We start from the raw sequence: 13984 nt of genomic DNA, 5'->3' as shown, positions 1-13984 counted from the left end.
ATTTTTAAATTTATGACAACCTTCTACACCGTGGTGAGTTGGCTGGTCATTCTGGGTTACTGGGTACTCATTGCTGGCGTAACATTACGCATTCTAATGAAACGACGCGCAGTGCCCTCCGCAATGGCCTGGCTTTTGATCATCTATATTCTGCCATTGGTAGGGATCATTGCTTATCTGTCCTTCGGTGAGCTCCACCTGGGTAAACGCCGCGCCGAACGCGCCCGGGCAATGTGGCCGTCAACGGCCAAGTGGCTGAACGATCTTAAAGCCTGTAAGCATATTTTTGCGCAGGAAAACAGCAGCGTCGCCTCCTCCTTATTTAAACTGTGCGAGCGTCGTCAAGGAATCGCCGGCGTTAAGGGTAATCAGCTGCAGCTGCTCACCAGTTCAGATGACGTGATGCAGGCGCTGATCCGCGATATTCAGCTGGCGCGCCACAACATCGAAATGGTGTTCTACATATGGCAGCCAGGCGGTATGGCCGATCAGGTAGCCGAGTCGTTAATGGCTGCCGCGAGGCGTGGCGTTCACTGTCGCCTGATGCTGGACTCCGCCGGCAGCGTGGCGTTCTTCCGCAGCCCTTGGGCGGCGATGATGCGTAACGCAGGTATCGAGGTTGTAGAAGCGCTGAAGGTGAACCTGATGCGTGTATTTTTACGCCGTATGGATCTGCGTCAGCACCGCAAAATGATCATGATCGACAACTACATTGCGTATACCGGCAGCATGAACATGGTCGATCCGCGCTTCTTCAAACAAGATGCAGGCGTTGGGCAATGGGTTGATTTAATGGCAAGAATGGAAGGCCCGGTAGCCACCGCTATGGGCATCGTCTATTCTTGCGACTGGGAAATTGAGACCGGAAAGCGCATTTTGCCCCCGCCGCCGGACGTCAATATCATGCCGTTTGAGCAGGCCAGCGGGCACACCATTCACACAATTGCCTCGGGTCCTGGTTTCCCAGAAGACTTGATTCATCAGGCGCTGTTAACCGCAGCTTATTCAGCGCGCGAATATTTAATTATGACCACGCCTTACTTTGTTCCCAGCGACGATTTGCTGCATGCAATTTGTACAGCAGCGCAGCGTGGGGTCGACGTCAGTATCATTCTTCCACGTAAGAATGATTCCCTGCTGGTTGGCTGGGCAAGCCGGGCCTTTTTCACTGAGTTGCTGGCAGCTGGCGTTAAAATTTATCAGTTCGAAGGCGGCCTGCTGCACACCAAGAGCGTACTGGTCGATGGCGAGCTGAGCCTGGTCGGTACCGTTAACCTGGATATGCGCAGTCTATGGCTCAATTTTGAAATCACGCTGGTCATTGACGATGCTGGATTCGGCGGCGATCTCGCCGCCGTGCAGGATGATTATATTTCGCGTTCCCGCCTGCTTGATGCCCGTTTGTGGGTAAAACGACCACTCTGGCAGCGGATAGCAGAGCGACTGTTTTACTTCTTTAGTCCGTTGCTGTAAAACGTGCCCATCAGACAGTAAACAGGTAGTCATTATGGATATGGATTTGAACAATCGCCTGACCGAAGACGAAACGCTTGAGCAGGCTTACGACATTTTTCTCGAACTGGCTGCGGATAACCTCGATCCAGCAGATATCATTCTGTTCAATTTGCAGTTTGAAGAACGCGGCGGTGCCGAGTTATTCGATCCGGCAGAAGACTGGCAGGAGCATGTTGATTTTGACCTGAACCCTGATTTCTTCGCCGAAGTGGTGATTGGTCTGGCAGATACAGAAGACGGTGAGATTAACGATATTTTTGCGCGCGTTTTATTATGTCGCGAAAAAGATCATAAGCTCTGCCATATTCTCTGGCGCGAATAATCAAACAAAAAAGCTGCTCTCGCAGCTTTTTTTATTTTTAACCCGGTAGTTTGCTTCCGCAACGGTTACAAAACTGCGCGCTATGTTCGTGCTGCGCCTGCTGACACTGGGGACATTTTCGTTGGTGCCCGCGATGCTGGAACGCACTGCTCATGTGCGTGGTAATCAATCCCGTCGGTATGGCAATCACCGAGTAACCAATCAGGATAAGCACGGACGCTACCATGCGCCCCAACGGGGTGTGCGGTGTGATATCGCCATAGCCGACGGTGGTTACAGTAACAATCGCCCAATACACCGACGCATTCAGCGTAGTAAATCCATATTTTGGCCCTTCAATCAGATACATCATCGCACCAAAAACCACCATCAGAATGGCGATAAAGGAATAGAACAACATCAGCTGATGTCGGGCACTTTTTAACGCATTCCAGAACACCCGTAGAGAAGGCATAAAGCGCAACAGCTTGAGAATACGCAGGACGCGCAGGACACGCATCGCCCGCCAGGCGAAAACATAACTCAGACTGATTTCCGGCCATAGCCACATCACATACAGCGGCAGAATGGTGGCAAGGTCAACTATCCCCCAGAAACTAAACACATATTTGGCGGGATTGGCCCAACAGCATAAGCGCAGAAGATATTCGAGAGTAAAGACCAGAGTAATAAAGATCTCCAGCCAGACAAAAACGCGCCACTCCTCAAAGGTTAAATGGTATTGCGTCCCTACTCCGGACTCAATGAAGATAACAATAACGCTGAGCAAGGCGAATAGCGCGCACATACCTTCAAAGCGACGCCCTGAACGGGTGTTTAAATCGAATAATTTGCGAAAGAGCGCGCGGCGGACAGAAGAGACTAAACCTGGCACAGATACCTCACCAAAAAAAGGGCTGACTTTTGTCAGCCCTCGGAATTATAGCGGGTCTACTTTCAGGCAGGAAACTGCGTGTCGGAAACTTCCTTCGAGAACCGGGCGCGTTTTTGCGCATTCCGGCCCTGCAATCGGGCAGCGCGTACGGAACACGCAACCGGAAGGAGGGTTAATCGGGGACGGTAACTCGCCTTCCAGCAACTGGATAACCTTGTTCCTTTCCTGATCCGGATCGGGGATAGGCACCGCAGACATCAGCGCTTTGGTATAAGGATGCAGCGGGTTATGGTACACCTCGTCATAGGTCCCTAATTCCACCGCATGTCCGAGATACATAACCAGCACACGGTCGGAGATATGTTTAACCACCGCGAGGTCGTGGGCAATGAAGATTAACGATAATCCCATTTCTCGCTGAAGTTGTTGCAGCAGGTTAACCACCTGGGCCTGGATTGACACGTCCAGCGCCGAAACGGGTTCATCGCAGATAATCAACTTCGGTTCGAGGATCAGCGCGCGGGCAATACCAATACGCTGACACTGGCCACCTGAAAACTCATGTGGGTAGCGGTTAATCAGGTTGGGCAGTAATCCTACCTTCATCATCATCGCTTTCACACGATCGCGGACTTCCTGACCAGGAAGATTCGGATGATAAGTACGCAGCGGTTCGGCAATGATTTCACCAATGGTCATGCGCGGGTTTAACGATGCCAGCGGATCCTGGAAAATCATCTGGATATCACTGCGTACTTCCCGCCACTCATCGGGTTTCATGCCGAGTAAATCTTTACCCAGCCAGGCAACCTTTCCATCGGTGGCCTTCACCAAGCCGATAATCGCACGGGCAAAGGTCGATTTCCCGCAGCCTGATTCACCGACCACGCCCAGGGTTTCGCCCTCATACAGTCGCAGGGTTACGCCATCAACTGCCTTAAGGGTTTTAGATGGTTGCCAGAACCACTGTTTGCCATCTTTAATATCGAAATGGACTTTAAGGTCAGCAATCTCAAGGAGCACTTTACGTTGTTCGGTTACCGCATTCATACCAGTTCCTCCACCGGCTTAAAGCAGGCGCGCAAACGGCCTGGACTAAATTCCTCCAGTGGCGGAGCACTGCTACAGATTTCCATCGCATGCGGGCAACGCGGCTGGAATGGACAGCCTTTTGGCAGACGCAGCAGGTTCGGTGGGTTGCCCGGGATCGTGAGCATCTCTTCCCCTTCTGCATCCAGACGAGGTACGGCATTCAGCAAACCAATCGAATACGGATGAACGGGCTTATAAAAGACATCCCGCGCACTGCCGTATTCCATCGTACGACCGGCGTACATCACCAGAACTTTATCGCAAATACCGGCAACAACCCCCAGATCGTGGGTAATCATGATAATCGCGGTGTTGAATTCGCTTTTCAGTTCATTCAGCAGCGTCATGATTTGCGCCTGTACCGTCACATCGAGCGCAGTGGTTGGTTCATCGGCTATCAGTAATTTGGGCCTGCACAGCAACGCCATAGCGATCATAACGCGCTGACGCATACCACCGGAGAATTCATGCGGATACATTTTCATGCGCTTACGCGCTTCCGGCATTTTCACCGCATCCAGCATTCTGACCGACTCTTCAAAAGCTTCCGCTTTGCTCATGCCTTTATGCAGCATCAGAACTTCCATCAACTGCTCCCCGACCCGCATATACGGATTGAGAGACGTCATCGGGTCCTGGAAAATCATCGAGATTTGCTCAGCACGCAGTTTGTTCAGTTCACGTTCCGGTAAGTTCAGAATTTCACGTCCGTTGAACGTTGCGGAGCCCCCGATACGACCATTAGCCGCCAGCAGGCCCATCAGGGCAAAGGCCGTTTGCGATTTACCTGAGCCGGATTCTCCGACAATACCCAACGTTTCTCCAGCTCGCAGAGAAAAGTTTAAATCGTTGACCGCAGTTACATCGCCGTCGGGGGTAGCGAACGTCACACGCAAATCTTTTACGTTCAGCAGTGCGTTAGCCTGTTGTTGCGCGAGCGGCGCGGTTGAGGTTTCAATTACGCTCATGGCTGCACTCCTTAACGGTCTTTCGGGTCGAGGGCATCACGCAAGCCATCGCCAATAAAGTTAAAACAGAACAAAGTGACCACCAGGAAACCTGCCGGAAACAGCAGCAGCCATGGTGAGACTTCCATTGAGTTGGCACCATCACTGAGCAGAGCGCCCCAGCTACTTAACGGCTCCTGCGTACCTAATCCCAAAAAGCTCAGGAAGGATTCAAACAGGATCATGCTCGGCACCAGCAATGAAGCGTATACCACCACCACACCCAGCACGTTCGGCACAATATGGCGGATAACGATACGCACGGTAGACACCCCGCCCACTTGCGCCGCTTCAATAAACTCTTTGCGCTTGAGGCTCAGCGTTTGTCCACGCACGATACGCGCCATATCCAGCCAGGAGACCATCCCGATAGCGACAAAAATCAGCAGGATATTTTGCCCAAAGAAGGTGACCAGCAGGATCACGAAGAACATGAACGGGAAGGAGTTGAGAATTTCCAGCAGACGCATCATCACCGAGTCGATTTTTCCGCCGAGGTAGCCCGACAGAGAACCGTACAGTGTACCGACAACCACCGCGACCAACGCCGCCGCAATGCCGACCATTAGCGAGATGCGCCCGCCAATCGCCACGCGCACCAACAGGTCGCGTCCCGACGAGTCAGTACCGAAATAGTGGCCTGATTCCGTATCCGGCGCGCTGGACATCATGCCCCAGTCAGTATCGAAGTAGGTAAACTGCGACAGCATCGGCGCGAGCGTCACGAACAGCGCAATAATTACCAGCACCACCAGGCTTGCTACCGCAGCTCGGTTATGCATAAAGCGTCGACGCGCGTCCTGCCACAGGCTGCGGCCTTCGACCTCCAGCTTTTCACTGAAATTCTCCAGCGCTTCGCTGTTTTTCTTACTTAACATCATAGCGAGCTCCAGTATCAGTAACGAATTTTCGGGTCGATAACGGCATAAAGCACATCGACAATCGCGTTAAACACGATGGTCAGAGTACCCACCAGTATGGTCAGACTCAGAACCAGCGAATAGTCGCGGTTTAACGCACCGTTGACGAACAACTGACCAATGCCAGGTAAACCATAGATGGTTTCAATAACCATCGAACCAGTGATAATGCCGACAAATGCCGGTCCCATATAGGACAGCACTGGCAACAGCGCAGGTTTTAACGCATGGCGGAAAATAATCCGCCGCATCGGCAGCCCTTTGGCGCGCGCGGTACGAATAAAGTTAGAGTGCAGCACTTCAATCATCGAACCGCGAGTAATACGAGCGATACTGGCGATGTAGGCCAGTGACAAGGCCACCATTGGCAGGATCATAAATTTCAACGCCCCACCGTTCCAGCCCCCGCCGGGCAGCCATTTCAAGGTTATGGCAAATATCATGACCAATAAGGGAGCGACCACGAAACTTGGGATAACTACCCCAGTCATTGCCACCCCCATCACCGTGTAATCCCAACGTGTATTTTGCTTCAGCGCGGCTATCACCCCGGCGCTAACGCCGACGAGTACCGCCAGAATAAAGGCTGCCGCACCCAGCTTCGCAGAAACCGGAAAACTCGAAGCAACGAGGTCGTTAACCGTGTAGTCTTTATATTTAAAGGATGGTCCAAAATCGCCATGCGCCAGCTGTTTCAGATAGCTGAAATACTGCGTCGAGATAGGATCGTTAAGATGATATTTCGCTTCAATATTCGCCAGCACCTCTGGCGGTAACGCGCGTTCCCCGGTGAATGGGCTTCCGGGCGCAAGGCGCATCATAAAGAATGAAATCGTAATAAGAATAAACAGCGTCGGAATCGCTTCCAGACAGCGACGTAATATGAATTTTAACATTGCCCGTACCTTCTGGCGTGTGCCTTTATACCTCTTTAACCCCGACGTTCAGGTAAAGCTGTATTAATAGTTCGAAGAAAAAAGACACTGTGGGGCAAAAATGATTGCCCCACGTCTTGCCATTAATGCTTGATAATATACAAGTCTTTAACGTGGATATTATCCATCGGGTCTTTACCGGAGTATCCGCCAACCCATGGTTTCACCAGGCGGGCATTAACATAGTAATAAACCGGTACAATCGCAGAATCTTTATCCAGCTGCTGTTCCGCTTTCGAATACAGTTCACTGCGCTGCGCTTCATCCGTCACTTTCAGCGTATCCGCAATCAGCTTATCAAATGCCGGGCTCTTATAGTGGACGGTATTATTGGAGCTGTCGGACAGCACCATATTCAGGAAGGACGTCGGTTCGTTATAGTCCGCACACCAGCCCGCACGTGAAACATCATAGTTGCCCTGATGGCGCGTATCGAGGAACGTTTTCCATTCCTGGTTTTCCAGCTTCACATTAGCACCCAGATTTTTCTTCCAGATAGATGCCGCGGCAATAGCCAGCTTCTTATGCAGGTCTGAAGTGTTATACAGCAGGTCAAAGGTCAGCGGTTTCTCAGCGGTATATCCGGCCTCAGCCAGCAGTTTCTTCGCTTCTTCATTACGTTTTTCCTGAGACCACTTGAACCACTCTGGCTCAACCAGTTTCGCGCCATCGGTGTATGGAGGAGTAAAGCTATACGCCGGCAGGTCACCCTGGTTTTTCACTTTATTGACGATAATGTCACGATCCAACGCCAGCTTCAGGGCGGTACGAACACGAACATCGTTGAACGGTGCTTTCTGGTTGTTGATTTCGTAATAATAGGTGCACAGATACGGGTCAACGTGGACTTCGTTCGGGATCTCTTTTTTCAGTTTCTGGAATAACTCAATCGGCATGTTGTTATAGGTCATGTCGATTTCACCGCTGCGATAGCGGTTAACGTCAGTCACTTCAGAAGAAATAGGTAGGTAGGTTACCTGGTTAATAACCGTTTTGGCGTTGTCCCAATAGTTGGTATTACGCTCAAGCACAATGCGCTCGTTCACAACCCAGTCTTTCAGTTTATACGCACCGTTAGTAACGATGTTAGCGGGCTGGGTCCACTTCTCGCCGAATTTTTCAACAGCAGCTCTAGGAACTGGTGAAACGGAAGAGTGCACAAGCAGTTTGTAGAAATAAGGAACAGGTTCACTGAGGGTGACTTCAAAAGTATGATCGTCGAGAGCTTTTACGCCGAGATCGGTGATCGGTTTTTTACCGGCGATAATATCATCAATATTGACGATGTGACCGTACTGCAAATAACTGGCGTACGGTGATGCAGTATTTGGATTAGCCAAACGTTGCCAGCTATACACGAAATCTTGCGCGGTAACAGGCGTGCCGTCAGACCACTTAGCATCTTTACGCAGATGGAATGTCCAGACTTTAAAATCTTTATTTTCCCATTTTTCAGCCACGCCAGGCGATGGTTTGCCATCGACATCACTGATTAATAAACCTTCAAACAGGTCACGGTTAATGTTGGATTCAGGTACACCTTCGATTTTGTGGGGATCGAGTGACTGCACTTCCGAACCGTTATTACGCACCAGAGTCTGCTTTTCAGCAAGCTGCACACCCGCTGGCACTACTGCCGCCGTGGCAACATTTCCAGCGACTAGCGCAGTTAAGATCCCCGCAGCTACTAAACTTTTTTTAGTGATGTTAGTCATTGTGTTGTACTCCCTCATTATTATGGCTGGTTTTTTAACCAGACTGTTAATCCTGTCAGGATCACTGTACGGCACCGGAGATTTTCTGCCGTCAGGTCGTTTTTTGTTTTACTGCTTGCTATCACCGACTTTATTTATTCTGACGGTTCGTATGACCGCCTTACGTCGATTATCTACGTGCCTCCCCTGCCGGAAACACGCTATTACCCTGTTGAGAGAAACTAACTGCAAATGATTCTCATCAACGTGAATTCTTCTGCATAATACCAGGCCGGAAAGTATCAAATGCGTTTCTTAACCGCCAATACATTTTACAAATTTGTTAACTAATTCTCTTTTATTGGAAATAAATCCCACAAAGAAAGTCTTACGAATGAAGATTTTCTATAACAAACCCATAAAAAACAATAAATTAAATAAAATCAGGTGTTAACTACCCTGTCAGGTGTCAACACCACGTCAAAATGCACATAAATTTAACAATTGGTTATTAATTAGCACATTCAACTGAAAAAAACGCTGAAATAACTAATAACATTTCGATAATCCTTCAGCAAGCCCCAGAGTATGATGTTAATTAAATAACAGCGATATCAGGCTCTCTCTGGCAGATAGATGAGTGTTACATTCATAAAATCAATGAATAAACAAATGAATAACCATCAGCATTTTTTATTATCACTATGCTGATTTTCAACTTTAGTGAGAAGTTTTACTGATAATGAAAGGAAACGGAGCCGGGGCCGACTCCGTTTGTACAGAAGAGAGATATCAGGCCAGCAAACCAGGGAAAATGGATTTGATACCTGTAACAATGAATTCGATACCCAAGGCCATTAACAGTAGCCCCATAATACGCGTAATGACGTTGATGCCAGTTTGTCCCAACAGTCGTACCAGCCATGGCGCCATGCGAAACAGCCCCCAGCAGCACAGGGCAAACAGCGCAATCGCGACAAAAAAGCCAAACAGGTTAATCGCACTGTGATATCGCGTACCCCAAACAATAGTTGAGCTTATCGCCCCCGGGCCCGCCATCAACGGCAATGCCAACGGTACAACGCCGATACTCTCACGAATTGCAGTTTCTGATTTTTCCTGTTTGTTTTGTTTATCTTCCCCTAGTTTTCCGCTAATCATTGACATCGCGATAGTCACAACCAGAATGCCGCCGGCAATCCTGAACGAATCTATTGAGATACCGAAAAGTTGCAGAATACCATCACCAAGAAACAGCGAAGTCCACAGAATGATAGCGACCGACAGGTTTGCCGTAAGGTTGGTTTTGTTTCGCGCTGCAGCAGTTTGATAACTGGTCATACTGATAAAGACAGGGATGATCCCTACCGGGTTGACCAACGCAAATAACCCAATGAAAAATTTAAAATAGACAGGAAAATCAAATAGCGTTTGGATCACGGTTAGCTCCGAAGCGTTAGCCGGATAAAATGAGTCATAAAAATTGATAAAATCCGCGCTGAAGATACGCCTTTTGTCAGCATACTTCACCTTCTATCTTCGTATATCTACGTAAATACGCTACCAATACTCAGTGTTATTAATATGTATTAATTATGCTAACGTTATTAGCATTCATTACGTCAATTTATTAACACTTAACGAGAAACGCTAAAAGGGCCTGCTGAAAGGTGTCAGCTTTGCGAATTTTTGATCCAGATCACGCAATTACTACTCAGAAGTGAGTAATCTTGCTTACGCCACCTGGAGGTAACGCGTTAGAGTTAACTGGCACTAGCGTATAAGCTCTTTTAGTAAATCAAAGTAAAGTGGACGTTAATTAACCGTTTGATTTTCAAACCGTTACACAAATTTTCGTCGGTCTGTCTATACTCTCGTATCGAGCAGATGATTTACTAAAAAAGTTTAACATTATCAGGAGAGCATCATGGCTGTTACTAATGTCGCTGAACTTAACGCACTTGTAGAGCGCGTAAAAAAAGCCCAGCGTGAATATGCCAGTTTCACTCAAGAACAGGTTGACAAAATCTTCCGCGCCGCCGCTCTGGCTGCCGCAGACGCTCGAATCCCTCTCGCGAAAATGGCCGTTGCCGAATCCGGCATGGGTATTGTCGAAGATAAAGTGATCAAAAACCACTTTGCTTCTGAATACATTTACAACGCTTACAAAGATGAAAAAACCTGTGGTGTGCTGTCTGAAGACGACACTTTCGGTACCATTACCATTGCAGAACCAATTGGTATCATCTGCGGTATCGTTCCAACCACTAACCCAACTTCTACCGCTATCTTCAAATCGCTGATCAGCCTGAAGACCCGTAACGCCATCATCTTCTCTCCGCATCCGCGTGCAAAAGATGCAACTAACAAAGCAGCAGACATCGTTCTGCAAGCTGCAATCGCTGCTGGCGCACCGAAAGATCTGATCGGCTGGATCGATCAACCTTCCGTTGAACTGTCTAATGCGCTGATGCACCACCCGGACATCAACCTGATCCTTGCGACCGGTGGTCCAGGCATGGTTAAAGCGGCATACAGCTCCGGTAAACCGGCTATCGGCGTAGGCGCAGGTAACACCCCTGTTGTTATCGACGAAACAGCTGATATCAAACGTGCTGTTGCATCTGTTCTGATGTCTAAAACCTTCGATAACGGCGTAATCTGTGCTTCTGAGCAGTCTGTCGTCGTGGTTGACTCTGTATATGATGCAGTACGTGAGCGTTTTGCGACTCACGGCGGCTACATGCTGCAGGGCAAAGAGTTGAAAGCAGTCCAGGACGTTATCCTGAAAAATGGCGCGCTGAACGCAGCTATCGTTGGTCAGCCGGCATACAAGATTGCTGAACTGGCAGGCTTCTCCGTACCAGAAACCACTAAGATTCTGATCGGTGAAGTGACGGTTGTCGATGAAAGCGAACCGTTTGCTCATGAAAAACTGTCTCCGACGCTGGCAATGTACCGTGCGAAGGACTTCGAAGACGCAGTCATTAAAGCTGAAAAACTGGTTGCGATGGGCGGTATCGGTCATACCTCTTGCCTGTACACTGACCAGGACAACCAGCCAGAACGTGTTGCTTACTTCGGCCAGATGATGAAAACCGCACGTATCCTGATTAACACCCCAGCTTCTCAGGGTGGTATCGGTGACCTGTACAACTTCAAACTCGCACCTTCCCTGACTCTGGGTTGTGGTTCCTGGGGTGGTAACTCCATCTCTGAAAACGTTGGTCCTAAGCACCTGATCAACAAGAAAACCGTTGCTAAGCGAGCTGAAAACATGTTGTGGCACAAACTTCCGAAATCTATCTACTTCCGTCGTGGCTCTCTGCCAATCGCACTGGATGAAGTGATTACCGATGGTCACAAACGTGCGCTCATCGTGACCGACCGCTTCCTGTTCAACAACGGTTATGCAGACCAGATCACCTCCGTTCTGAAAGCTGCTGGCGTTGAAACCGAAGTGTTCTTTGAAGTTGAAGCTGACCCAACTCTGACCGTTGTTCGCAAAGGTGCTGAGCTGGCTAACTCCTTCAAACCAGACGTAATCATCGCGCTGGGCGGCGGTTCCCCGATGGACGCCGCGAAAATCATGTGGGTTATGTACGAGCACCCGGAAACTCACTTCGAAGAACTGGCGCTGCGCTTTATGGACATCCGTAAACGTATCTACAAGTTCCCGAAAATGGGTGTGAAAGCGAAGATGGTCGCCGTCACCACCACTTCCGGTACCGGTTCTGAAGTGACTCCGTTTGCGGTTGTTACTGACGATGCAACTGGGCAGAAATACCCGCTGGCAGACTATGCGCTGACTCCGGATATGGCGATTGTTGATGCCAACCTGGTGATGGATATGCCGAAGTCCCTGTGTGCGTTCGGTGGCCTCGATGCCGTCACTCACGCTCTGGAAGCTTACGTTTCCGTACTGGCTTCTGAGTTCTCCGACGGTCAGGCTCTGCAAGCGCTGAAACTGCTGAAAGAAAACCTGCCAGCGTCCTACCATGAAGGTTCTAAGAACCCGGTAGCACGTGAGCGTGTACACAGTGCAGCAACCATCGCCGGTATCGCGTTCGCTAACGCCTTCCTGGGTGTATGTCACTCAATGGCGCACAAACTGGGTTCTCAGTTCCACATTCCTCACGGTCTGGCGAACGCCCTGCTGATCAGCAACGTTATTCGTTATAACGCGAACGACAACCCGACTAAACAGACTGCATTCAGCCAGTACGACCGTCCGCAGGCACGCCGTCGCTACGCTGAAATCGCAGACCATCTGGGTCTGAGCGCACCGGGCGACCGTACTGCCGCGAAAATCCAGAAACTGCTGGGCTGGCTGGAAGAAATCAAAGCTGAGCTGGGTATTCCTAAGTCTATCCGTGAAGCTGGCGTTCAGGAAGCTGACTTCCTGGCACACGTGGACAAACTGTCTGAAGATGCGTTTGATGACCAGTGTACTGGTGCAAACCCACGTTACCCGCTGATTGCTGAACTGAAACAGATCCTGCTGGATACATACTACGGTCGTGAGTACAGCGAAGGCCAGACCACCGCTAAGACTGAAGCAGTAGCTGCACCGAAAGCAGAAAAGAAAGCGAAGAAATCCGCTTAATTTTCTCAGATAAGTTTTAGTTTCACTATAAACGGTCCCAGTTGGGATCGTTTTTTTTCGTCTTGTGCTATGAAAACTGAGTGATCCCCAATTTAACCATGTGAATAGAATGGCACGGTAAGAGATGTATTCAGGAAGATGTGAGAATAGCCGTCAGAAGAGAGTCTGACAGGGTAGAGAATATTGACGAATGTCCCGGCCTACCCTGTGTTTATAAGCGCTCAGAAGCCTGCAGGTTAATCGTGGCTGTGTCGTTCTTGTATCGCCGTCAGAGAGCCCTCAGACTGCGCCTGTTTGTAGTGTTTACGGCATACCGACACATAGCGTTCATTCCCGCCAATAACCACCTGCTCGCCCTCGTTATAGGGCCTTCCAGACTGATCAAGTCGTAAAACCATGCTGGCCTTACGCCCACAGAAACAAATGGTTTTTAATTCAACGAGCTTATCTGACCACGCAAGCAGGTATTCGCTACCGCCAAATAATTCACCACGGAAATCTGTGCGTAAGCCATAGCACAACACAGGAATATCCAGCCGATCGACAACTTCAGATAATTCATAAACCTGTTGTCGAGTCAGAAACTGCGACTCATCAACCAGTACACAGTGAATTCTTTGCTGCTCATTTTCAGCACGAATCTCTTCGTACAAAGATGAATTTTGGTTAAACAATTTTGCAGGCGACGACAGACCTATACGTGAACTTACTTTTCCAGCACCAAAACGGTCATCAATTTCCGCTGTATATACAACAGCACGCATCCCACGTTCCTGATAATTGTACGAAGATTGCAGCAATGCAGTCGACTTACCGGCATTCATTGCAGAATAGTAAAAATATAGCTGTGCCATTGACCGAAGGCCCTCACATGGGGAAATAAATATGCGCGGGATTGTATCATATTTCACGAAAGTGTCGGTGTAGCGTTGCGCCCAAAGGCGTATAAATGCGCGGGCAAGCCCGCTCAGTGCCGCCTGAATTTAAGTAGCAGGTTGTGAGAGAGCATACAACCATCG

General features: G+C 49.3%; 11 protein-coding genes. 3 read left to right on the top strand and 8 right to left on the bottom strand.

Annotated features, from left to right (window positions below; all coding sequences use genetic code 11):
• The first annotated feature begins 12 nt into the window (after positions 1 to 12).
• Positions 13 to 1473 (top strand): cardiolipin synthase, encoded by a 1461-nt coding sequence (gene cls / locus OGV74_RS10175; protein WP_086504139.1) that lies wholly within the window; start codon positions 13 to 15, stop codon positions 1471 to 1473.
• Positions 1474 to 1507: 34 nt separating this feature from the next.
• A complete protein-coding gene (locus OGV74_RS10170) occupies positions 1508 to 1837 on the top strand; it encodes an HI1450 family dsDNA-mimic protein (protein ID WP_003020691.1) in 330 nt (109 codons plus the stop codon).
• A gap of 37 nt (positions 1838 to 1874) precedes the next feature.
• On the opposite strand, the gene OGV74_RS10165 is transcribed toward OGV74_RS10170, so the two are convergent.
• The 7 genes from OGV74_RS10165 to ychE form a co-directional block, all read right to left on the bottom strand.
• Entirely contained in the window at positions 1875 to 2711 is an 837-nt protein-coding gene (locus OGV74_RS10165) for an ion transporter (RefSeq protein WP_003020693.1), read from the bottom strand.
• A gap of 45 nt (positions 2712 to 2756) precedes the next feature.
• Entirely contained in the window at positions 2757 to 3761 is a 1005-nt protein-coding gene (gene oppF, locus OGV74_RS10160; protein ID WP_003020696.1) for a murein tripeptide/oligopeptide ABC transporter ATP-binding protein OppF, read from the bottom strand.
• On the bottom strand, positions 3758 to 4771 hold the full coding sequence (gene oppD / locus OGV74_RS10155) for a murein tripeptide/oligopeptide ABC transporter ATP-binding protein OppD (RefSeq protein ID WP_003833364.1): 1014 nt from the start codon (positions 4769 to 4771) through the stop codon (positions 3758 to 3760). The genes oppF and oppD overlap by 4 nt, the downstream gene beginning before the upstream one ends.
• An 11-nt stretch (positions 4772 to 4782) precedes the next feature.
• Positions 4783 to 5691 carry an oligopeptide ABC transporter permease OppC gene (gene oppC, locus OGV74_RS10150; protein WP_003020701.1) on the bottom strand — a complete coding sequence of 303 codons (909 nt, stop codon included), beginning with the start codon at positions 5689 to 5691 and terminating at the stop codon, positions 4783 to 4785.
• A 14-nt stretch (positions 5692 to 5705) separates the two neighbouring features.
• A complete protein-coding gene (oppB, locus tag OGV74_RS10145; RefSeq protein WP_003020708.1) occupies positions 5706 to 6626 on the bottom strand; it encodes an oligopeptide ABC transporter permease OppB in 921 nt (306 codons plus the stop codon).
• 122 nt (positions 6627 to 6748) lie between these two features.
• Positions 6749 to 8380, bottom strand: a complete 1632-nt coding sequence (gene oppA, locus OGV74_RS10140; RefSeq protein ID WP_003020712.1) for an oligopeptide ABC transporter substrate-binding protein OppA — start codon at positions 8378 to 8380, stop codon at positions 6749 to 6751.
• Between the two features lie 771 nt (positions 8381 to 9151).
• Entirely contained in the window at positions 9152 to 9799 is a 648-nt protein-coding gene (gene ychE / locus OGV74_RS10135) for an NAAT family transporter YchE (RefSeq protein ID WP_003020714.1), read from the bottom strand.
• 487 nt (positions 9800 to 10286) lie between these two features.
• Between ychE and adhE the strand changes: the two genes are divergently transcribed.
• On the top strand, positions 10287 to 12965 hold the full coding sequence (adhE, locus tag OGV74_RS10130; protein ID WP_003020717.1) for a bifunctional acetaldehyde-CoA/alcohol dehydrogenase: 2679 nt from the start codon (positions 10287 to 10289) through the stop codon (positions 12963 to 12965).
• Between the two features lie 236 nt (positions 12966 to 13201).
• Here the strand turns inward: adhE and tdk are convergent, their stop codons facing one another.
• Entirely contained in the window at positions 13202 to 13819 is a 618-nt protein-coding gene (gene tdk, locus OGV74_RS10125; protein ID WP_003020720.1) for a thymidine kinase, read from the bottom strand.
• Positions 13820 to 13984 lie beyond the last annotated feature (165 nt).

The organism is Citrobacter sp. Cf116 (assembly GCF_030336505.1).
Lineage (GTDB): Bacteria > Pseudomonadota > Gammaproteobacteria > Enterobacterales > Enterobacteriaceae > Citrobacter > Citrobacter freundii.
Note: the sequence above shows the minus strand (reverse complement) of the source record. Positions and strands in the feature narration are given on the sequence as shown.